This window comes from Clostridium sp. BSD9I1 (genome assembly GCF_900185645.1).
Lineage (GTDB): Bacteria > Bacillota > Clostridia > Clostridiales > Clostridiaceae > Clostridium_AK.
The window spans coordinates 151,309-169,625 of sequence record NZ_FYAM01000024.1; the positions used below are offsets into that span (position 1 = coordinate 151,309).

General features: G+C 28.8%; 33 protein-coding genes and 1 other RNA gene. 5 read left to right on the forward strand and 29 right to left on the reverse strand.

Going from position 1 to position 18,317, the window contains the following annotated elements; all coding sequences use genetic code 11:
• Window positions 1-99: 99 nt before the first annotated feature.
• The 18 genes from BSD9I1_RS14205 to BSD9I1_RS14290 form a co-directional block, all read right to left on the reverse strand.
• On the reverse strand, window positions 100-501 hold the full coding sequence (locus BSD9I1_RS14205; RefSeq protein WP_186430896.1) for a hypothetical protein: 402 nt from the start codon (window positions 499-501) through the stop codon (window positions 100-102).
• Window positions 502-577: 76 nt separating this feature from the next.
• Window positions 578-1,300 (reverse strand): bifunctional 5,10-methylenetetrahydrofolate dehydrogenase/5,10-methenyltetrahydrofolate cyclohydrolase, encoded by a 723-nt coding sequence (locus BSD9I1_RS14210; protein WP_186430897.1) that lies wholly within the window; start codon window positions 1,298-1,300, stop codon window positions 578-580.
• A gap of 34 nt (window positions 1,301-1,334) precedes the next feature.
• Window positions 1,335-1,514, reverse strand: a complete 180-nt coding sequence (locus BSD9I1_RS14215) for a hypothetical protein (RefSeq protein ID WP_186430898.1) — start codon at window positions 1,512-1,514, stop codon at window positions 1,335-1,337.
• A 58-nt stretch (window positions 1,515-1,572) separates the two neighbouring features.
• A complete protein-coding gene (locus tag BSD9I1_RS14220; protein WP_186430899.1) occupies window positions 1,573-1,752 on the reverse strand; it encodes a hypothetical protein in 180 nt (59 codons plus the stop codon).
• 23 nt (window positions 1,753-1,775) lie between these two features.
• A complete protein-coding gene (locus BSD9I1_RS14225; protein WP_186430900.1) occupies window positions 1,776-1,916 on the reverse strand; it encodes a hypothetical protein in 141 nt (46 codons plus the stop codon).
• A gap of 42 nt (window positions 1,917-1,958) precedes the next feature.
• Entirely contained in the window at window positions 1,959-2,213 is a 255-nt protein-coding gene (locus tag BSD9I1_RS14230; RefSeq protein WP_186430901.1) for a DUF3850 domain-containing protein, read from the reverse strand.
• Window positions 2,214-2,229: 16 nt separating this feature from the next.
• Complete coding sequence (locus BSD9I1_RS14235) at window positions 2,230-2,538, reverse strand: hypothetical protein (RefSeq protein WP_186430902.1); 309 nt, start codon at window positions 2,536-2,538, stop codon at window positions 2,230-2,232.
• A 23-nt stretch (window positions 2,539-2,561) separates the two neighbouring features.
• Window positions 2,562-2,930, reverse strand: coding sequence for a helix-turn-helix domain-containing protein (locus BSD9I1_RS14240; RefSeq protein WP_186430903.1), 369 nt, complete (start codon window positions 2,928-2,930; stop codon window positions 2,562-2,564).
• 149 nt (window positions 2,931-3,079) lie between these two features.
• On the reverse strand, window positions 3,080-3,388 hold the full coding sequence (locus BSD9I1_RS14245) for a MazG nucleotide pyrophosphohydrolase domain-containing protein (RefSeq protein ID WP_186431103.1): 309 nt from the start codon (window positions 3,386-3,388) through the stop codon (window positions 3,080-3,082).
• 20 nt (window positions 3,389-3,408) lie between these two features.
• Window positions 3,409-3,579, reverse strand: coding sequence for a hypothetical protein (locus BSD9I1_RS14250; protein ID WP_186430904.1), 171 nt, complete (start codon window positions 3,577-3,579; stop codon window positions 3,409-3,411).
• Window positions 3,548-3,814 (reverse strand): hypothetical protein, encoded by a 267-nt coding sequence (locus tag BSD9I1_RS14255; RefSeq protein ID WP_186430905.1) that lies wholly within the window; start codon window positions 3,812-3,814, stop codon window positions 3,548-3,550. The genes BSD9I1_RS14250 and BSD9I1_RS14255 overlap by 32 nt, the downstream gene beginning before the upstream one ends.
• A 15-nt stretch (window positions 3,815-3,829) precedes the next feature.
• Window positions 3,830-4,216 carry a single-stranded DNA-binding protein gene (locus BSD9I1_RS14260; RefSeq protein WP_186431104.1) on the reverse strand — a complete coding sequence of 129 codons (387 nt, stop codon included), beginning with the start codon at window positions 4,214-4,216 and terminating at the stop codon, window positions 3,830-3,832.
• Between the two features lie 171 nt (window positions 4,217-4,387).
• Complete coding sequence (locus BSD9I1_RS18955) at window positions 4,388-5,470, reverse strand: hypothetical protein (protein ID WP_186430906.1); 1,083 nt, start codon at window positions 5,468-5,470, stop codon at window positions 4,388-4,390.
• Between the two features lie 204 nt (window positions 5,471-5,674).
• Window positions 5,675-6,031, reverse strand: coding sequence for a DUF6075 family protein (locus BSD9I1_RS14270; RefSeq protein WP_186430907.1), 357 nt, complete (start codon window positions 6,029-6,031; stop codon window positions 5,675-5,677).
• Entirely contained in the window at window positions 6,015-6,551 is a 537-nt protein-coding gene (locus BSD9I1_RS14275; protein WP_186430908.1) for a helix-turn-helix domain-containing protein, read from the reverse strand. Before BSD9I1_RS14275 ends, BSD9I1_RS14270 begins: the two co-directional genes overlap by 17 nt.
• Window positions 6,552-6,682: 131 nt before the next feature.
• Window positions 6,683-6,820 (reverse strand): hypothetical protein, encoded by a 138-nt coding sequence (locus BSD9I1_RS14280; RefSeq protein WP_186430909.1) that lies wholly within the window; start codon window positions 6,818-6,820, stop codon window positions 6,683-6,685.
• Window positions 6,821-6,974: 154 nt separating this feature from the next.
• On the reverse strand, window positions 6,975-7,166 hold the full coding sequence (locus BSD9I1_RS14285) for a hypothetical protein (RefSeq protein ID WP_186430910.1): 192 nt from the start codon (window positions 7,164-7,166) through the stop codon (window positions 6,975-6,977).
• A gap of 162 nt (window positions 7,167-7,328) precedes the next feature.
• The gene (locus BSD9I1_RS14290; protein ID WP_242966494.1) at window positions 7,329-7,508 is read right to left on the reverse strand and encodes a helix-turn-helix transcriptional regulator; all 180 of its coding nucleotides are present in this window, start codon (window positions 7,506-7,508) and stop codon (window positions 7,329-7,331) included.
• A gap of 177 nt (window positions 7,509-7,685) precedes the next feature.
• Between BSD9I1_RS14290 and BSD9I1_RS14295 the strand changes: the two genes are divergently transcribed.
• Window positions 7,686-8,048 (forward strand): XRE family transcriptional regulator, encoded by a 363-nt coding sequence (locus BSD9I1_RS14295; RefSeq protein WP_186430911.1) that lies wholly within the window; start codon window positions 7,686-7,688, stop codon window positions 8,046-8,048.
• 117 nt (window positions 8,049-8,165) lie between these two features.
• Entirely contained in the window at window positions 8,166-9,029 is an 864-nt protein-coding gene (locus BSD9I1_RS14300) for a hypothetical protein (RefSeq protein WP_186430912.1), read from the forward strand.
• On the opposite strand, the gene BSD9I1_RS14305 is transcribed toward BSD9I1_RS14300, so the two are convergent.
• Entirely contained in the window at window positions 8,997-9,443 is a 447-nt protein-coding gene (locus BSD9I1_RS14305) for a hypothetical protein (RefSeq protein ID WP_186430913.1), read from the reverse strand. The two genes, BSD9I1_RS14300 and BSD9I1_RS14305, sit on opposite strands and share 33 nt — an antisense overlap.
• 355 nt (window positions 9,444-9,798) lie before the next feature.
• Between BSD9I1_RS14305 and BSD9I1_RS14310 the strand changes: the two genes are divergently transcribed.
• Together BSD9I1_RS14310 and BSD9I1_RS14315 are read left to right on the forward strand one after the other, a co-directional pair.
• A complete protein-coding gene (locus tag BSD9I1_RS14310; RefSeq protein ID WP_186430914.1) occupies window positions 9,799-10,293 on the forward strand; it encodes an ImmA/IrrE family metallo-endopeptidase in 495 nt (164 codons plus the stop codon).
• 180 nt (window positions 10,294-10,473) lie between these two features.
• Window positions 10,474-11,946 carry a recombinase family protein gene (locus BSD9I1_RS14315; protein WP_186430915.1) on the forward strand — a complete coding sequence of 491 codons (1,473 nt, stop codon included), beginning with the start codon at window positions 10,474-10,476 and terminating at the stop codon, window positions 11,944-11,946.
• Between the two features lie 146 nt (window positions 11,947-12,092).
• Here the strand turns inward: BSD9I1_RS14315 and BSD9I1_RS14320 are convergent, their stop codons facing one another.
• The 9 genes from BSD9I1_RS14320 to ndk form a co-directional block, all read right to left on the reverse strand.
• A complete protein-coding gene (locus tag BSD9I1_RS14320; protein ID WP_186430916.1) occupies window positions 12,093-12,464 on the reverse strand; it encodes a pyridoxamine 5'-phosphate oxidase family protein in 372 nt (123 codons plus the stop codon).
• 55 nt (window positions 12,465-12,519) lie between these two features.
• Complete coding sequence (locus BSD9I1_RS14325) at window positions 12,520-12,660, reverse strand: hypothetical protein (RefSeq protein WP_186430917.1); 141 nt, start codon at window positions 12,658-12,660, stop codon at window positions 12,520-12,522.
• A gap of 472 nt (window positions 12,661-13,132) precedes the next feature.
• A complete protein-coding gene (locus BSD9I1_RS14330) occupies window positions 13,133-13,567 on the reverse strand; it encodes a gamma-glutamylcyclotransferase (protein WP_035308315.1) in 435 nt (144 codons plus the stop codon).
• A 277-nt stretch (window positions 13,568-13,844) separates the two neighbouring features.
• Complete coding sequence (locus tag BSD9I1_RS14335; protein ID WP_186430918.1) at window positions 13,845-14,504, reverse strand: DUF4397 domain-containing protein; 660 nt, start codon at window positions 14,502-14,504, stop codon at window positions 13,845-13,847.
• A gap of 167 nt (window positions 14,505-14,671) precedes the next feature.
• The gene (locus tag BSD9I1_RS14340) at window positions 14,672-14,815 is read right to left on the reverse strand and encodes a hypothetical protein (protein ID WP_186430919.1); all 144 of its coding nucleotides are present in this window, start codon (window positions 14,813-14,815) and stop codon (window positions 14,672-14,674) included.
• Window positions 14,816-14,904: 89 nt separating this feature from the next.
• Entirely contained in the window at window positions 14,905-15,051 is a 147-nt protein-coding gene (locus BSD9I1_RS14345) for a CPC_1213 family protein (RefSeq protein ID WP_186430920.1), read from the reverse strand.
• 116 nt (window positions 15,052-15,167) lie between these two features.
• Window positions 15,168-15,320: a hypothetical protein gene (locus BSD9I1_RS14350; protein ID WP_186430921.1), complete on the reverse strand. Its 153-nt coding sequence runs from the start codon at window positions 15,318-15,320 to the stop codon at window positions 15,168-15,170.
• Between the two features lie 82 nt (window positions 15,321-15,402).
• Window positions 15,403-15,678: a hypothetical protein gene (locus tag BSD9I1_RS14355; protein WP_186430922.1), complete on the reverse strand. Its 276-nt coding sequence runs from the start codon at window positions 15,676-15,678 to the stop codon at window positions 15,403-15,405.
• Window positions 15,679-15,765: 87 nt separating this feature from the next.
• Entirely contained in the window at window positions 15,766-16,188 is a 423-nt protein-coding gene (gene ndk / locus BSD9I1_RS14360) for a nucleoside-diphosphate kinase (protein WP_186430923.1), read from the reverse strand.
• A gap of 478 nt (window positions 16,189-16,666) precedes the next feature.
• Between ndk and brnQ the strand changes: the two genes are divergently transcribed.
• Entirely contained in the window at window positions 16,667-17,953 is a 1,287-nt protein-coding gene (brnQ, locus tag BSD9I1_RS14365; protein WP_186430924.1) for a branched-chain amino acid transport system II carrier protein, read from the forward strand.
• 111 nt (window positions 17,954-18,064) lie between these two features.
• On the opposite strand, the gene ssrS is transcribed toward brnQ, so the two are convergent.
• Window positions 18,065-18,282: non-coding RNA, 6S RNA (ssrS, locus tag BSD9I1_RS14370), on the reverse strand.
• Window positions 18,283-18,317: the final 35 nt, after the last annotated feature.

Below are 18,317 nucleotides of genomic sequence, written 5' to 3' on the forward strand. Positions count from 1 at the left end.
CACCCAAACCATTAAAAGGGACATCCCTTATTCCTATGAAAATAGGTAATATATTTTTATAATTCTATTATAACTTATTGTTTTTAAAATGAAGTGCCATTAAAGGGACATAAAAGTGCCATTATATAAACCAAGGGCTACAGCTACCTTTTCTAATGCTATTTTCTTAATTCTTTTACACTGCCTCTCACTTTTATAAACCCTATATGTAAATTCATAGTAGTACATTCCTTCTATGCATTTATATTCTATAATTTCTTTTTCAATGCTGCTAAGTGAGTTCAATGCTCTGTCTATCTTTTCTATTTTTCTCTCCATCATTTTTATTCTACTATCAACCAAAACTAACTTAATATCTTTATTTTCAGTTTCACTATTATTACTCAAAACTTCATACTCTTCTTTTAAACTTTCAATTCCTGCCTTTGTACTCTTATAGTTGCATAACCAATTTTCAACTTCTTTTATTCTATCAAATTCTTTGCTTATGTTTCTCTCCATCTCTTATCCCTCCTATAAACTAGAAAAGGCACTATTCCTCATCTGGAATAGTGCCTCCGTTACTCGGTCAGCCTATTTATCTTAACTTTTCTTTATATTTATTTATATGGTTAAAAAGTATCTCAGTGGTAATGGCTCCAACACCTTCTCTTTCAGGAGTTACGTCTGCTATTTTATAAACATCATCTTCTACGTCCCCAAGTCCTACATCTATGACTAAACTATTTCTTTTTACCATGCTGCCTTTTATCAACCCTCTTGCTCCCGTTACCGTTATAATTACATCTGACTCCTTAATATATTCATCTGAATTCGGAGTTTGTGAATGACATATAACTGGTGTGAAATCCATTTTTAATAAAGACATTCCTATTTGTAGTCCTAATTTTCTACCTAAAATACAAATTCGTTTATTCTTTTTTATGTTACAAAATTTAAAAATTTCTTCTATGGCTTCAACTGTGCAATTTTTAAATACATCTTTTTCTGTAAAATTATCTACATCTTTAGCTCCATCTAGTGAAAGCTTTATTACTTTCGCTATGATATCAGGAAAAGGTTTTATAGGTATTACTGCATCCGCAAGAGCTTGTACTTCCTTTATTTTATCTAATACATTATCTACATTTTCTAAGTCAACAACTATCACAACTACCCCTAAATCTTTTGCTCTTTTTCTTATACTTTTTACAAAGCTTGTACTATCTTTATGTTCACCATATGTAAGTACAGCTAAGATAGCTTTTTCAGTAGCTACTGCTAATAAATTATTTATCAATGGTTTAAAATCAATATACAAATTCTCATCCTTTCTATTCCTGAGTTATAACCTTTTAGTTTAGTTTGCCTTTTGGCCGAGTTAAACCTTTCTCTCTTTTTTTACGTTGTAAAGTATTGATACTCATTTGAAAATATTTAGCTATTTGTTTGTCTAAGCATCCATCATCTTTAAGTCTAAAATACTCCTCCCAGTTAATATCTATTTTGTGAGGAATATATTTTTTAACACCCATGCTATTCCTCCCGTATTTTAAATTTATTTGTAAGTACACTTATATTTGTATTCCGTCGTTACTTTAATTCACCAATAGCCTTTAAATATTCATCACTTGCCTTTTTCCATCTATCGCAGCTTTCATCTTCTGTAACATCTGTACCAAAACAACCACTCAATGGACACCCACATTTCATTATTGTTTTTACAGTTGGAATTTGCCTTCCCCATCCACAAGTCTTACAATTTTGATTCATAAACTTTCACCCTTTTCATTAATTTATTCTTGTAAATCTATCCTTTCAACTTCATCCCATTCTTTATAAATTCCTAATTGGCAACTAAATGTTTGTACGTCAATATCTTCTCCATGCTCTTTAATCAATTCTTCTAGTTTCTCTTTTAATTTTGTAACCTTCAACTATACTTACCTTCCTTCGCCTTATTTTCAGATTGTGTACTATCAAAATTTAATATCTTTCAAACCTAAAATTATATAACCTTCCTTTACAAAACGTGTATCATCAAGTTTATAAGTAACTAATCTAGGTATCCATCCACCCAAATACTTTTCCGTATTTGGGTCGAACTCTTCTAGTATTAATGTGTCTCCAACCTCATAGTCTCTATCATTTTTTCTTACTTCAAACGGTTTAATTCCACTTTTGACATCTTTAAAAAATGGTGACCATGTTTTTAAGTAATGTACCTTAGCCAAGATATCAACACCTCTCTCATAACTTTTCTTCTCTTTTTCCTCTATGTCTTACTTTCATTCCTCTATTTTTCATAAAATTACCTATTGTTGTTGCTGACACTCCGTATATTTCTCCGATTTCAGGTAACGTCATGTTGTCTTTGTTGTAATATTTATATATTTTTTCTGCTTCACCCTCTGGAATTATTGATTTATTTCCAGATTTGCCCTGAGAAGAAGATATTTTCACACCACACTTTCTCAATGCATCATCCCTGCTTAAATCTTTATTAACTATGCATAATATAAGTGCTACAGCATTTTCACTTACTATATTGGCCCTCATTTTCATCCTCCTCTGCTTATGAATTATCCCAATCCACTTTCACACCCTATCTTCATTGTTAAATTTAAGACTTTTAAAACTTTATCCAAATATTCAAGGGTTATATTTCTTTTTCCACATTCCCAATATTGCAAAGCTCTTGTTGTGCAACCAACCTTTTTAGCAAGTTCATTTTGTGTCATGTTTCTTTTAGTTCTTTCTTTTCCAATCATCAAGCCTATATTCATTTCAACCTGCTGATATTTCCATCCTCTTGACTCCATTACTGGAGTTGTCTTCAACATTTCCTGAACTATATATTCATCTAACTTTTGGCTAACCTGTACAGTTTTTAAATCTTTTACCCCCATGCTGCTAATGCATTGATATAGTTCCTCTCTAAGTTCATCCACGATAACCTCTCCTCTCTAAGTATAGAAATTCATCATAATCATCGATTTTATATGAGCTAGTGTACTTTTTTACAATCCATATCTTTTCTTTGAAACTTTTGTATGGTATGGCCGTAACTATAATCTTTCCATAAGCCAAATGTTTGTCCTCATATTCTCCTTGTAATGCGAATATTGATTTCCGCACTTGGCTCACATCCTCTATCAATTAGCTTTTTATTGTGAAGATGAATCCCTTGGTCTATTGATACTCCCTCTCTTGCAAGCTTTGCTAGTATTCCTATGCAGCACTGTAAAATATCAAGCACCTCTTCAAGCATGTGTACTCTATCTTTTTCACGTATTGCATCTATAAGTTCATCTACTTCTTCAATGATCTTCTTCTTCCAATCCTCCCATGTAGTTTTGGAATTATCTATTTTTTTCTTGTTGTGCCCTACAACCTTAGTTAAAATCATTAGCTTCAAATCAAATCCTCCTAAACCTTTTCTTTATACTTTGTTTCAAGGCTTGTTATAAGCTCCCCATTTACGTGCTTGATACTTATTTCAAAGAAATTTAAGCTACCTATTTTTTCAGCTGCATCTACAAGTTCATCTGCCTTTTTCTTTATTTTTTCATTTAATTTCTGCTTTTCTATTCTCCCCATAATTTAATCCTCCAATATCCTCTAATCCGTTTAAACATCTACACATAGCTAATAACTTAGGTTCATTACAGCTTGTACATTCCGTTGCTGACTTAATGCTTATTGTATAATCTAAATCACCTTGTAAGCATTCTCTATGCTCATTTCTTTCCTTTGCAATCTTTAATGCATCTTTAACTCCATATCCATCAAAATAAAGCTTCACCACATCTTCTATTAAGCACTTATTCTCCATATTCTCCTCCATGTTTTAAAAAGGCGCATCAGGATCATCTATTGGAGTTAAACCATCATAAGGACTTGAGCTATTATCTTTACTTATCCATTCTAAAAATTTAACTTCCTCAGCCATTATTTCTGTCACGTACCTTTTGCTTCCGTCCTTAGCCTCATAATTTCTTGTTTGTATTCTTCCAGATACTCCACATAATTTTCCTTTACCTGTGTATGTAACTGCATTTTCAGCAGCTTTCCCCCAAATTGCCACAGGTATAAAGTCAGCTTCTCTTTCTACAGAACCCTTCTTTTGTCTTCTATCTACAGCTAGTGTACCTCTTGCAACAGCTGTACCAGTACCTGGTGTAAATTTAAGCTCTAAATCCTTAGTCCATCTTCCAATCAAAATAACCTTATTAATTTCAATTACCCTCTCTCTTGTTTTTAATCTAATCTCTCTCAAATCCTCAAATGCTTTAAAATCATTTTTAAACCATATTTTATATTAGGACAAGTATTTATATTAAATTGCATATTCTCTATGGTTACAGGTTAAATTTAAGCGAATTTAGGCCATTTAAGTCGCATATCATTACCAACCCAAAAGTTTTTTCTCAATATCAGCTAAAGTTTCTCTGCCATCAGAACCATCATAAGCTCTTTGGTCATACCCATTAAAGCTATCTTGCTTAACACCTGGAGCTTTTCCTTTATTGTCATAGTTGCCTTCTAGAATTTTTATATAATTACTCTCCTTAAGAATCCAATCAAAGCCGCAACCTGTCCATGCACCCGACCTTCCTGAAAGGAAATCACTTTTATGTGTTTTATAAAATAAAGTTTTAAATCGCTCTAAATTTTTACCAAAGGCTATATATGCATTCTTAATACTTTTTTTACGTGAGTTAGAAAGTTTTTTTACTTTAGGTAAAGTAAAACAGGTAGAATTAAACAAATCCATAATTTCTGTCAAAGGAGTTAAATTTCTCTTATCAGATGTTTCATCTGATGAAAAAGCATTATTTAAGTTATCCACATTTTCCACATCTGAAAAATTTGATTGATTTTCACTATATAAATCTTTATATATATCTTTATTTATATCTATATCTATATCTATATCTTGTACCCCCTCACGTTCACGCTCCGTCAGAACCCCCTGTTTGTCGCATTTGTTAATATCTGTATTTTTATTTTTTATGCTATCCGTATCGCTCCCCTTTTGCTTGGCCGTATCGTCGCACGTTACGTTAGACAACTCGTTAAAAATAGCTTTAATTTTTTCGCTTTTTATATTTTCAGCCACATATGAAATCAGCGATTTATCTTTAATACTCATAAGTTCAGATTTATAACAATCCAGCATTGGTTTACCATCATTATTCATATTGAATTTGCCCCAGTTTTTTATGGCAAGTTCTCTAGTTTCATTATTGTATCTAATTAATTTATGGAAACTTATAAACCTCTCCATTAAGCTATTAATGGTTTCAATGCTGTATCCCATGTCAAAAGCCATTACTTTTTTCGTTATAGCATAGATACCTGAATAATTTGTATGTGTGTTAGTTAGAAGATAAATATAAAAATACTTATCCTCTGGAGTGAAGCACTCTGAAACCTTTGGATCTTCCCAAAAATCAACATATATTCGTCTGTACTTTGTAGCAGCCATTCTCACCATACCCCCTAAAAGTTTTTCCCTAATAGAGCTACCCTTTTAGCTCCTGTTTTATCTATATAAGTAACAAATTTAAGCTTTATTTTCTTTTTCATTTTCTCTTCCCCCATATCTCATAAAATGGTATAATAGGGGTAAGGAGTTGCAGCTCCTTACCAAAATCGTCTTTTAAAGAATCCTTAGTTAAGGGTTCTTTTTTTATTCCTCAAATCTAAGTCTTATTTTTATTGCATTTAATGCTAATCTAGTATTTTCCTTATCTAAAGAAGAAAAGGTTTCTAGAACTGTTTCAGATTTGTACCCATTGTATAAGTTGTATGCAAGCTTAACTAAATATAAACTGCTATTACATAAGCATAATTTACCTAAGCTCCTTGGACTTTTTATTCCATGCTCCTTAAAGTCGTAGTACTTATCAATGCCCTTCCACCATATGTCATTGCTACCAGTTAGTATATAAAATAAAGCATATCTTTCTACATCACCTGTACATGTTCTATCTTTACTAATGCACTCTAAGAATCTTTCCTCATGTACTTTATTTAAAAATTTCATTTCCATTCCTCCTCACATATCCACGATTTATAAGTTTTTGTTTGTGAATCTTAAACATACTTTTAATATCTAAGTTGTATTCCCTACACATTACAGCTATATATATTGCACTGGCATTAAATACATCTATAGTTTCTTCAATACTGTGCTCTATACTTTTTATATCACCATCACTGCAAGCAGTAGGACTTTTATATACCTTAGTTAAATTAATGGCTCTTATAGCCTCTGATAGCTCCTCTATAACCTTTTCTTTGACTGATGCTCTATGCAAATCTGCTGCTTCACCATCCAGCCACTGTATTGAAAATACATCCCCACATATTTCTTGTACTGCCTCAGCATAAACTCTTGGATCATCTAACTCACTGCAAATTGCTTTTAAATTTTCTTGAGTTAAATTTCTTCTTCCAGTTTCTATAGCACTTATGGTTTTTGGAGATAAGAAACTCTCCTCTGCTAAATCTTGCTGAGTAATCCCTTTTGACTCTCTAGCCTCTCTAATTGCAACCCCTATCAATTTTTTCCCTCCTAAAAGTGTAACCAAAACATTTTGGAATACATAAAATATAATGGATAATCATATAAAATTTTCCTTGGAAAACTTTTTTTAAAATAGGCCTTTCAGCCTATTCATAGGAATTTAAAACCTTAATTTTTTCTTGTAGTTTCCTCTTTTCTAGTTTCAAAAATTTCAGCTAAAAACTTTATTGCAGGACCTTCATCAAAAACACATCCTGTATTTACTTTGCTTTTTTCAACACCATCTCTTGTTAAAATTATTTTCACCTTTAAACACCTCTCTTTTATTAAAATACTTTATTCTACGAAACCCTTATTCAATATTTAATTTTTAAAATACATTCTATTTTTGATATGACTTGTTTTTATAGCTTTACTGAAAAGAATTTATAAAGCTATGAAATGAATATGAATAAATCATTTATTTCTTTATATATTTCAATGGTACTAAGCAGCACCTTTTCTCTACTGTTCTTATGGCTTCTTCTAAAAGAGCTTTGGTAAATACTGCAGTAACCTCTGCCCCGTCAAATTCTTCTTCAATAACATTTAAAATAGTATCTATAACATACTCTCTTTTTTCCTGTGTAACAGTAAGTTTCATGTTTTCCATACTATTACCTCCAAATATTTAATTCTTTGCCCATCCTCCTGTAGACTTTCCTTCTCCAAATTCCCAAGCTGTAGATTTTAAATAGTTTTTATCTACTGTGTATGGGAGTAAAATTATTTACATATAAGATATTCTTTCTCATTTATTTTGCTAATCGTGAAACTAAAACTTAAAAAAAATTTCATCTATTGTTGTATTAAAAATATCTTCTAATTTTTTAGCTGTCTCTAGAGAAACTTTCCTTCTTCCGTTCTCCATCATATTGTATGAACTTACTGATACTCTAAGCTTTTGTGCTACTTCTTCTTGGGTTAAATTATTATTTAACCTGAAAAACTTCATTTTGTTGCTTATTCTAATCACCTCCTGGTTTCACGTTTAGCAAACCTTATATTTTTATTATACTTTCACACTTTGAGAAAGTCAACATCTTTTTCACATTTTGTGAAAAATCCTTTTTTATTATTTATTTTAAACTATAATTATATTAAATTCACTAATTGTGAAAGGGAGAGCTTTATGGATAGTAATATTTTAGGTTTTAGAATTAAAAAATTAAGGGAAGATGCTAATATCAGTCAATTAGATTTAGCAAAGTATTTAAATATAGGTAATACTACATTATCCCAATATGAATCCGGAAAAAGAGTTCCTAGTGATTCTATAAAAAGGCAAATTGCTGAACATTTTAACGTTTCATTAGACTATTTGATGGGTTATTCTGACATAAAAGAACAAGCTGATAAAATCCTAAATAATAAAGAAACAACTATAGCTCTGCATAATGAAAATGGATATGATGAAAACCTTCCTCCTGAAGCTAAAAAAGAGCTTGAGGATTTTATTGAGTTTTTAAAACATAAGTATGGGAAGAACAAATAAATAATAAAAACAAAATGTAATTTAAAAGGGCCCTTTTACTGTACTATTATAAACTTGAATATATGTACACATATAGGGTTCTTATATTTAAATTTATTTTAGGGGGATATTATTTAAATGAATATAAATAAAGATAATGAAAAAAACATGTCTATATATTTTTATGATATAAGATATAAAATATATGATGTGATGGAATGTGAATATAAACATACTCTTTCAGAGTGCTTTAAATATGCATTTAAGGAAAAGTCAGTATCATATAAAGATAAGATAATCGATATATATGATATTGATGATTTTTTTGTTTTTGGTAGTGTTGGCAAATATGAAAGTGAAATAAAATTAGCTTTAACAAGACAAAGAAATCCTGAAACACTAGAAAAAAAAGACTATATGCCAGAAAATAGTAACAATAAGATAGAAAGTTTTACATACTTTTATATAGATTTCTTTCAAAACATAGTAGTTGTTTTAAAAAATGATGCTGCTCCGAGCATAAACTCTAGTTTATCAAAATACATCCTTTCTAAGTGCGTTTTCATTGAATCTTTCGCCATTTATCAAAAACCAATTGATAATATAACTGATGAGTTAAACAGATATACTGAACTTTTGGGAATTTCTTTTGCGTATATCGGTAATGATATACAATCTAGGATTCCATCTTATAGAGAGCTAAACTCTATTAGCAACGATAATCTAAAAAAAATCACTGTTAATTTGGAACTTGAAAATAGAATTGCAGATAAAGAATTTATTGAAAAGATAACTGAAAGTGAACTTGAAGGGTTCTGTTATTATAAAATAAGTGGGAAAACTACAGATAGTGAACTTATTGAGGCGCTAGATGTTGTAAAAAAAGTGTTAATTAAACGTGTGCCTGTCAAACTAACACTTAATGATATTAAAACACAACAAGTTATAAAAGATATTCTTAAAAAAGAATTATTTAACTATATAAATAGAAGTAAAAAATAAGTTAACTGCTAAAATTATTGTATAGCAAATCCCTATAATAAAAAAATTTAAAGACAAAAATATATTCAACTCAAAAAAAGATAATACTAAAGAAATTGTCAAAAATATTTCTCCTAAAAATATACTTAAAAAATTTCTTTTTAAATAACCATATTCCTTAAGTAATTGTACATATTTTTTATTATCAGGTAATGCAATTAATATACTATGAGATGAAAAAAGAAAGCCCACTAATACTCCTGATACAGATACTATATTATTGTTCATAGATTGATTTACAGTAATTATATTTGGAATTTTAATTATTATATTAAATATTATACTTGTAACAATTGGATAGAAAACATAATTATATTTTCTTTGAAAGTTCACAAAAATCAACCATTTATTGTAAATTTTTTTATACATTCTCATAATAGCACCTCATACAGTATATTACTTATTTATTATATATCATTTTAAGAAATTTTGATAACATATTAATAATATTTGACTAGCCTTGAAAACTAGATAAATATTATTAATATCTACTTATGTATATTTTAAAATATCCGATAGACTCTCCCCTATTTTCTCTGTTACAAAGCAAAGCTTTTCATTTTTATTATATGCCTATTACATAAATTCTTTTTATTGCATTTCTTTGGCTCGCAATAGCAAGTTTCCATATAAAATTACCTCATATGTATAATTTTTCATTTTATATAGAACATACGTTCTGTTTATGATATAATTATACCATACTTTACATTATTAGGTGGTGCAAAATATGAAAAATTTAGAGCAAATATATGAAATTATTGAAGAAGAAGGGATACTACTAGAAGAAGTTAATTTAACATATAAGTATATAGAAGGTATCTACTTAAAGTTACCAGGACTTCCCTCTACTATCGGAATTAATAAATCTATATGTAATAACTCTAAGAAGTTACTTTCTGTACTAGCTGAAGAGCTTGGGCATCATTTTACCTCATTTGGAGACTTAACAACTGAATGTTTTACTTACTCTGATGAAATTAAATTATCAAAACAGGAGAAAAAAGCTCGCTTGTGGGCTGCTAACTTTTTAATATCAGATGAAGAATTTGTACAAGCATTAAGTTATGATATTACATCTTTATATGATTTGTCAGAACATTTTTATGTTACTGAGGAAATTATAAGATACAAATTTTATTCTATATCCATTTGTGAGAAAAAATCTAATAATATAAATAAAATATTACTATATGCAAATAAAAGCTTTAGTTTTGATTGTTAATAAATATTTTTGTTTTTATTATATATTTCTTGTTGTGAATTTTTTATTGACTTTAATAAATTCATTTGTTATTCTGTATACAGAAACCTATGAAAGTTATTTTTACTTTTAAAATACAGATTCTACGAAACCCATACACTTGTGTATTGGGTTTTTATTTTTTTGATTAGGAGGAACTGTATGTTAAAAGGAGTTACTTATAATAGATTTAGCTCTACTATGCAGAGAGAAGAAAGCATAGATGCTCAAATAAGATTTAATCGTGAATATGCTAAAAGAAATAACATTGAAATAATAAAAGACTATTGTGATGAAGCTATGTCAGGTAAGACAGATGATAGACCAGCTTTTCAGCAAATGCTTAAAGATGCTAAGATGGGTTTATTTGATGTAGTAATATGCCATAAAGTAGATAGATTTGCCAGGAATAGAATTGAATCTGCCATTAATAAATATAGCTTAAGGAAATGCAATATTAAGGTTGTATTTTCTGGACAAGCCATAGATGATTCTCCAGAGGGGCAACTCATGGAAGGTATATTAGAGTCCTTTGCTGAATATTATTCTCTTAACCTAGCTAAAGAAACTATGAAAGGGTTAAGGGAAAATGCTTATAAGTGCAGATTTAATGGTGGCTATGTGCCCTTTGGTTATTCTGTAGATCCAGTAACTAAGGCTTATATTATAAATGATAAAGAAGCTCCCTACGTTCAACTTATATTTAAGATGTACAATGATGGAGCTAAGTATCCACTTATAATAAGTACCTTAAAACAATTGGGTATAAAAACAAGGCATGGAAAAGACTTTACTTATGCAAGTATTCATGACCTGCTGTGTAATGAAAAATATGCTGGTGTTTACACCTTTAATAGAAGAGCATCTAGAAATATAGATGGTAAAAGAAATAATCGTTCTTATAAAGATGAAAGTGAAATTATAAGAATACCTGATGGAATACCACAAATTATAGATACTGAAACTTTCTTAATAACTCAAGAGCTGATGGTGCCTAAGAAACGCTCTACAAGAAAAGCTAAAGAGGTTTACTTACTAAGTGGACTTGTATTCTGTGGTGAATGTGAGAAGCCTTATTGCGGCAGCAGAAAGCATAATGGCTCTGGTAAGGTATATACTATGTATAGATGTAATGGTAGATGTAGTAATACTGAAGTAGATAAAGAGATTTTAGAGGAAATTGTATTTCAAAAACTTATTGAAAATATCTTTAGCAGAAATGCACTGACATATTTAAGTAAAAAATTAAATAGCTATTTAAAAGGTAAAAAACAGCAGGAAAATAAGCAGCTTGAATTTTTGAAATCTAGAATTAATGAAATTACTTTTGAACAAAATAACATAATTTCAGCTATAGCTAAAGGATATGATCAGCCCATTTTTAACCAGAAACTTACTTCACTAGATGAAGAACTTAAAAAAATAAGATATGATTATGAAATAACTAAACTAAAATTAGATACTAAAGAAATTACTCCAGGAGAAATCGAAAAAAATCTTTTATCTCAAAGAGAACATGTATTAAATAGAAATATTATAGAAGTTAAAAATTTTATTTCAAGTTATGTAAATTCTGTTATAATATATAAAGATGATATAGAGGTTAACTTGAAATACGATTCTATGCCGATATAAAAAAGGTGCGGATACTAATTGTGTCACTCCTTCGGCACCATAAAAATCACTTTAGATTTAATCTAAAGTGATTTTTTATTTTACACAAGCAATACTTTTCTCATTATTAATAATCATATTTTTTATTACATTATTGATCTACTATATTATAAAGTTTGCTTTATAGAATTAATTCTTATTTCTCCTGCTGCCCTTGCCCATGGATACTTCTGTTTAATTAAATCAAACTCTTTCCCTTCCTTTATAAAACACATGGTTCCATTGATTAAAAAACCTGTGCCTTGGCCTTGAAACCCTTGAACTTCTCTGCTTCCCATTGTAACTTCAACTTTATTATTTTTTTCTATATTAGCTTCAGTTTCATTCATAAAACCAACAGGAAATAATACCTTGTTGTCATCAATAACTTGTATGTAACTGTTCCAAGTATTTACTAAATGTGCCTTACCCTCTCCTTGTGTTGCAACGGCAACTACCCCCTCATATTTTAATACTTCTTTCATTTTTTCTGGAATCATATTTATGCCTCCTTAATTATTCAATTTCATAATATTTTCTTGCTATTTATATTTCTTATTTATTTTCTTTCCTTATTTCTTTATATTTTGACTTATTCTTATCTTCAGGATTTATATATTCGTAATCTCCCCTTTCATTTTTTCTAATTCCCAGTGAAGCCATTTGCTTTTGAGTAAAACTGCGTTTGTTAACCATTATAGTTACTCCCTTCTATAATCAAATTTAATTTATATAAAAAACTTGTTAAAAATAGTTTTGCCTACAGTTAAGATTTAATTCTCGCTCTCCATTTATGAAGAAATATTCCAATAATATTTCTTCATAAATAATGTTTAAAGTTTCAAAATATGGACATAATTAAGGTATAAAATAAATTGTCCCCGACCCCCTATAATATATAAAGGATAGACTAGACCCCTTTCTAGTTCTATCCTTTTGTATTTACAAAGTATAGATGAATTTTAGAAAATAACATTTCTTATATAGTTTATATCTTATTTACGCGTCCTGAAAAAAACTAATTTATGACACAAATGCTAAGGAGGATAAATCTAAAAATTTATCCTCACATTAACAAACATATATCTATGCTTAAACAAAAAATCACATAAATTTCTTAACACACTGTTAATTTAATTATAAATACCTATGTGTTTGCTTTTTATCTTCATTCCTCTTTCATAAACTTTCTCCAATCTCCATGTGGTACTTCTTCATGTCGATTTTTAAGTTCATATTCACTTTCTTCATTATACTTATAGGTATATGCTTTAACTTTTCCGCTTGTTCCTATAAGTTCTACTTCTAGTATAACACGATTATACTCATTTTCATTATTATCCTCTCCATAATAATGTTCCATTTCATCCATTTCTTCTACTGTTTTTTCATAATCTTCTATAGTAACTAATTCCCCATAAACCCATTCATCACCATCAATCATTGCTGGATATCCTTTATTCGCCAAATGAAATAACTTTCCTTTTGTTTTAGCTTCATGCTTTGTTAAAACCTTTCCCTTCAAATATATATCGTGATTATAAAATCCTTCTGATAAACTTCCATAAACAAACAATGGAAGTTTTTCCCTTGGCCCTAGCATAATCTCACTCCCTCGATTCTTATATATTTATCATAAACTACTAATTTATTTTTCTCTAAATTTTATTGTTTATACCTAATCTTTAGTTCTATACTTAACTTTTCATTTTTAAAAATCCAGTCACTTTATCACTATTAATAAAAGTAATTAATATTAATATAAAAACAAAAATTACGAAGCAACTTTTAATTTATAGTTAATAGTGAATTCTTTATCTATTAACTATAAGTAAATTACTTCGCAACCTTACTAGCCTATTTAGATACTAAATCAGCAGTTATCTTCCAATATAAGAGCATCCATCTAGTGGTATGAGCACTTGAAGAGATGGTTCCGCTCCTACTAAGCCTACTGCATAAATAGTATATGCTCTATTAGGCTTTAATCTAATGTTGGGAACAGTTAAAACTATACTTTCAGTTCCTGTTGGTCTTACCTGTACAGTATAAATACCTGGATTTACAGTAATATAATTTGTTGTATCCTTATATCCTACATTTTCAAATAACTTAGTTCCATTTGGCAATGTAATGTCAACATTAGGAGCATTAGGAGACAAATGAACAAATCTTATCAGAGTTTTACTAGGATTAATAGTCGCCATATCCGATACAGCATATAATTCTATATTAGGCAATTGCCCAATTGCTGCTACTGTTAAAATTTTATTTACTGGTATATTCACATCGGTATCTACTACTGGATTTGTTTTTGTACCACTTGGATAAATTTTAATGTTATATCTACCTACTGGTAATTGAAAATAAGGAGTGAACTGTTGATAGCTAATTCTCTTTATAATTAAATTATCATTAGCATATATGTCTACCATTGGAGCATTAGGAGAAGCATGAAGCACTCTTACAAAAGAATTAGATTGTAATTGCTCTTGTCTATAAAGATAAGGATTACAAATTTCATATGGGCAATAAAACATATATTAACACCTTTCTTAAATTATCTTACCTTAATAAACTATGAAACATTTATTAAAAGTGTTCACAAAAGGTTATATAATAACTTTTTAATAATCAGTATAAAGGCAACCAGTAGTGTATATTTAATCTTGGCAAACTACTGATTACCATATACTAATTTTAGTTATTAGAATCTATTAGTTATTTCTCTTTGTATTCTTCCTATATCTTTTTCTCTTAAATGAGTTTCTGTCCTTATTTCTTTATGAGTTTTTCCATCTATAAGCATTTGTCTTGCTCTTCCTTTTAATTGTTCCTTATTTTCATTCATCTATAATCCCTCCTTAAAGTTCAATATGAACATATCTTTTCAGCAAATTTAATATTGAGTTTCATCGTAATATTTACAAACTATATATTTTAAAAATCATTTTCTGGATATGCTTTAGGATCTTCAAAAACTGCTCTAGCACTTTCTGCTTGAGGATCATGTTTTATATTCTTTTTCTTAAAATGACCATCTTGTTTTTTGTTATTTTTAGTACATCTCATTTTATTATTAGACATAAAAACAACTCCTTTCTGTACCCATATTTTTTGTACAAAAAGGAGTTTTATACCTGGCTATTAATTCATGTTTTAGATTAAACATCTCAATAAGTCAACATGTACTTAAATTAATTTTAATTTATATTAGTTGTTTTGTTATCTGGCAAATCTATAATCTCCCCTTCATAGAATTTGTCCAAGAATTTTTTAAGTATTTCTATTATTATTCCGTCTTCTCTCAAACAAATTATATGTTCATTTGTTTTGTAACTTATTAATGCCTTCATATGTTTTAACCTCTTTATAAATAAGCATATTTTGTTTACCTTATATTTTTGTTCAATCAATTTTAAGCTAAATATGTAATTTTTAATTTAAATATTCTTCCATATGTATATTTTTTTCTTTTACTTTTGTTGTAAAATTTTTATAAAAGCTTTCAAATCCATCGTAGGTTTCTTCTTCAACACAAGCCTCATTATAATTATCATCATTCAAATAATCATCATATATTTCTCGAAGATATCTATCCACAAGCTGTCCCACTTCCTCCTTGGTCATTATATCTATATTATATCCATCAACCACAAGCATACATAATATTTCTTCTGCTATCTTTTTTACTTCCTCTTCAACTCGAAACATAAACCACACGCCTTTCCTTGCTCTCTTAATCTGATTTATACACCACTTATATTTCAAAATAATTCGAAAATTTGCGTTAAATCTTAATTATTGATAGCTTTCTGATGTTATTTCTGGAAACCATATATTTATTTCCCTTAAAGCATTTTCTGTAGAATCCGAACCATGTACTAAATTTCTTTCTTTACTTAATCCAAATCTTCCTCTTATGCTGCCAAGATCTGCTTCTAAAGGATTAGTAACTCCATTTATTTTTCTTACAACTTCTACTGCATTTTCTCCTTCTAATATCATAGCTATAATATTATCTTCTGTAATATATTTTATCAAACTTTTATAATATGGCCTTCCTTTATGTTCTATATAATGTTCTTCTACCATATTTATTTCAGGTTTTGTCATTTTTAAAGCAGTAACCTTTAAGCCTTTTTTTTCATATAAAGATATAATTTCCCCTATAAGTCCTCTTTGAAATCCATCTGGTTTAATTAAAGCTAAAGTACGTTCCATATAATCTCCCCGTTTCTTAAAATTGTTGTATATATATTATACAACAATTTATGGAAATGTTAAATATTTCTAAGTCAGTTTTATAAAAAAATGGAAGCATATACTCGGTTTTTTTTGATTTTTCACAATTTTTCATCAAATCCCTGTTATTTTATAAATATGTTTACGCACTTAATTTTAATTCATTTTCAATTTGGGCATTTCTTACATATAATATTTTAAGAAGTATCTTCAATTACCTTTCTTAAGTTTTCTGATATTATTTACATGTATCTTTATATATGTTTTTAATGTATAATTTAAGTACATATAGTTGTTTTTTGTAACTATAAATCCATTTTTGCCGTCTTAGTTTATATTTACAGATTTATTTTCTTCAATTTTCATATAATACTAAAAATGCTCGTTAAACTATTTATATGCTATAATTATGCTTATGATTTATGATAATTAATATCATTTAGAAAAGGAGAATTATATGAGTAAATCTATTAAAGATTCATTAATAATCGGACTTGCCCTTTTTGCTATGTTTTTTGGTTCTGGGAACTTAATATTTCCTCCGTATTTAGGCAAAACTGTTGGTAGTGATTTTTTTACAGCCATTTTAGGCTTTGTTATTACAGGAGTAGGACTTCCGTTAATAGGCATTCTTGCTTGTGCTAAAATAAATGGTACGTTTAAAGAAATGTCTCATCCTATTGGTAAAGCATTTTCTATTATAGTGACTACAAGTATAATACTTGCCATAGGGCCTATGCTTGCTATTCCTAGAACTGCAGCTACTACCTATGAGTTAAGTGTTCTACCACTATTTCCAAATGTAAAAATACTTCCTGTTATTATTATATATTTTTTAATAACATTAGTGTTTGTTTTAAGACCCTCATCACTAATAGACAATATAGGAAAGTTACTTACCCCTTTGTTACTTTTAATTTTACTTATAATAATAGCCAAAGGAGTATTATCACCTATAGGACCTATTGTAAGCACAAACGCAAAAAATGTATTTTCAACTTCATTAATAGAAGGTTATCAAACTATGGATGCTATAGCCTCAGTTATATTTTCATCTATAATATTATCTTCTGTACGAGCTAAAGGGTATTCTAAGGTTTCTGATATAATAAAAATAACCTCACTATCCGGAATAATAGCGGTAATAGGACTTGGAGTAATTTATGGTGGACTTTTATATCTTGGAAGTCAAACTGTTTCTATATTTCCAGGAGATATTACAAAAACTCAATTAGTTACAGATATAGTACAAAAGATACTCGGTAATACAGGAATTATATTTTTAAGTATTGTTGTAGCTCTAGCTTGTTTAACTACTTCTATAGGTTTAACCTCATCAGCTGCAAAATACTTTAGTGATCTTTTTAATAATAAAATCTCTTATACCTTTAACGCTATAATTATATCTGTTGTAAGTATTTTAATATCAATGCTTGGAGTTGATACAATCGTAGCTTTAGCTGTACCTATTTTACAAATATTATACCCTATAGTAATGGTCCTTGTTATACTTACATTAATGAGCAAACTAGTAAGAAATAATTCTGTATTAAAAGCTACTGTTTATACTACTTTGCTAATAAGTATATTAGATAATCTTAAGATCATAGGATTTACTATATCTCCTATAGTAAATTTCATTTCATATATTCCACTTTCTAAACAAGGATTTAGCTGGGTTATACCTGCTTTAATAGCATTTGTTATATCAAGCCTAGTTACAAAAAATAGAGTTTCGGTTTAATATTAAACCGAAACTCTATTTTTATAACTATATTTAGGGTAATTTATGATAATGCTAAAAGCCTTTGCTATGCAAATTTCCTATCTTCGTAAACTTAATTCTTAAAAACTAAAAAATCCCGCCATGCCGTTATGTGAGTTATTGTTGAACCTGACTAAGCAGGTGGGCATCACCTTTTTGCTTCTTGTTCTCAAGTATATAAACTTAACCTTAATATATTTATTAATGACTAAGTTTAACCTAAGCATCATTCCACTAAAAGAGTTAGATTCCCGTTCAAAAATATGTTGGCTCAATATTAACTCACTTCACGCACACAGCAGGATCTTTATTTAGTTATCTATTCTTATAATATTATTATACT

What these genes read in the sequence shown, in the direction of transcription:
- BSD9I1_RS14285 (WP_186430910.1), bottom strand. Translation starts at nt 7,166, where the DNA reads ATGGAAAACATGAAACTTACTGTTACACAGGAAAAAAGAGAGTATGTT.
- BSD9I1_RS14330 (WP_035308315.1), bottom strand. Translation starts at nt 13,567, where the DNA reads ATGCTAGGGCCAAGGGAAAAACTTCCATTGTTTGTTTATGGAAGTTTA.
- ndk (WP_186430923.1), bottom strand. Translation starts at nt 16,188, where the DNA reads ATGGAACGTACTTTAGCTTTAATTAAACCAGATGGATTTCAAAGAGGA.
- BSD9I1_RS14255 (WP_186430905.1), bottom strand. Translation starts at nt 3,814, where the DNA reads ATGGAGAATAAGTGCTTAATAGAAGATGTGGTGAAGCTTTATTTTGAT.
- BSD9I1_RS14340 (WP_186430919.1), bottom strand. Translation starts at nt 14,815, where the DNA reads ATGAATGAAAATAAGGAACAATTAAAAGGAAGAGCAAGACAAATGCTT.
- brnQ (WP_186430924.1), top strand. Translation starts at nt 16,667, where the DNA reads ATGAGTAAATCTATTAAAGATTCATTAATAATCGGACTTGCCCTTTTT.
- BSD9I1_RS14355 (WP_186430922.1), bottom strand. Translation starts at nt 15,678, where the DNA reads ATGTTTCGAGTTGAAGAGGAAGTAAAAAAGATAGCAGAAGAAATATTA.
- BSD9I1_RS14250 (WP_186430904.1), bottom strand. Translation starts at nt 3,579, where the DNA reads ATGGGGAGAATAGAAAAGCAGAAATTAAATGAAAAAATAAAGAAAAAG.
- BSD9I1_RS14245 (WP_186431103.1), bottom strand. Translation starts at nt 3,388, where the DNA reads ATGATTTTAACTAAGGTTGTAGGGCACAACAAGAAAAAAATAGATAAT.
- BSD9I1_RS14270 (WP_186430907.1), bottom strand. Translation starts at nt 6,031, where the DNA reads ATGAAATTTTTAAATAAAGTACATGAGGAAAGATTCTTAGAGTGCATT.
- BSD9I1_RS14205 (WP_186430896.1), bottom strand. Translation starts at nt 501, where the DNA reads ATGGAGAGAAACATAAGCAAAGAATTTGATAGAATAAAAGAAGTTGAA.
- BSD9I1_RS14315 (WP_186430915.1), top strand. Translation starts at nt 10,474, where the DNA reads ATGTTAAAAGGAGTTACTTATAATAGATTTAGCTCTACTATGCAGAGA.
- BSD9I1_RS14335 (WP_186430918.1), bottom strand. Translation starts at nt 14,504, where the DNA reads ATGTTTTATTGCCCATATGAAATTTGTAATCCTTATCTTTATAGACAA.
- BSD9I1_RS14320 (WP_186430916.1), bottom strand. Translation starts at nt 12,464, where the DNA reads ATGATTCCAGAAAAAATGAAAGAAGTATTAAAATATGAGGGGGTAGTT.
- BSD9I1_RS14235 (WP_186430902.1), bottom strand. Translation starts at nt 2,538, where the DNA reads ATGAGGGCCAATATAGTAAGTGAAAATGCTGTAGCACTTATATTATGC.
- BSD9I1_RS14310 (WP_186430914.1), top strand. Translation starts at nt 9,799, where the DNA reads ATGAAAAATTTAGAGCAAATATATGAAATTATTGAAGAAGAAGGGATA.
- BSD9I1_RS14300 (WP_186430912.1), top strand. Translation starts at nt 8,166, where the DNA reads ATGAATATAAATAAAGATAATGAAAAAAACATGTCTATATATTTTTAT.
- BSD9I1_RS14220 (WP_186430899.1), bottom strand. Translation starts at nt 1,752, where the DNA reads ATGAATCAAAATTGTAAGACTTGTGGATGGGGAAGGCAAATTCCAACT.
- BSD9I1_RS14290 (WP_242966494.1), bottom strand. Translation starts at nt 7,508, where the DNA reads ATGAAGTTTTTCAGGTTAAATAATAATTTAACCCAAGAAGAAGTAGCA.
- BSD9I1_RS14215 (WP_186430898.1), bottom strand. Translation starts at nt 1,514, where the DNA reads ATGGGTGTTAAAAAATATATTCCTCACAAAATAGATATTAACTGGGAG.
- BSD9I1_RS14295 (WP_186430911.1), top strand. Translation starts at nt 7,686, where the DNA reads ATGGATAGTAATATTTTAGGTTTTAGAATTAAAAAATTAAGGGAAGAT.
- BSD9I1_RS14345 (WP_186430920.1), bottom strand. Translation starts at nt 15,051, where the DNA reads ATGTCTAATAATAAAATGAGATGTACTAAAAATAACAAAAAACAAGAT.
- BSD9I1_RS14325 (WP_186430917.1), bottom strand. Translation starts at nt 12,660, where the DNA reads ATGGTTAACAAACGCAGTTTTACTCAAAAGCAAATGGCTTCACTGGGA.
- BSD9I1_RS18955 (WP_186430906.1), bottom strand. Translation starts at nt 5,470, where the DNA reads ATGGCTGCTACAAAGTACAGACGAATATATGTTGATTTTTGGGAAGAT.
- BSD9I1_RS14350 (WP_186430921.1), bottom strand. Translation starts at nt 15,320, where the DNA reads ATGAAGGCATTAATAAGTTACAAAACAAATGAACATATAATTTGTTTG.
- BSD9I1_RS14305 (WP_186430913.1), bottom strand. Translation starts at nt 9,443, where the DNA reads ATGAGAATGTATAAAAAAATTTACAATAAATGGTTGATTTTTGTGAAC.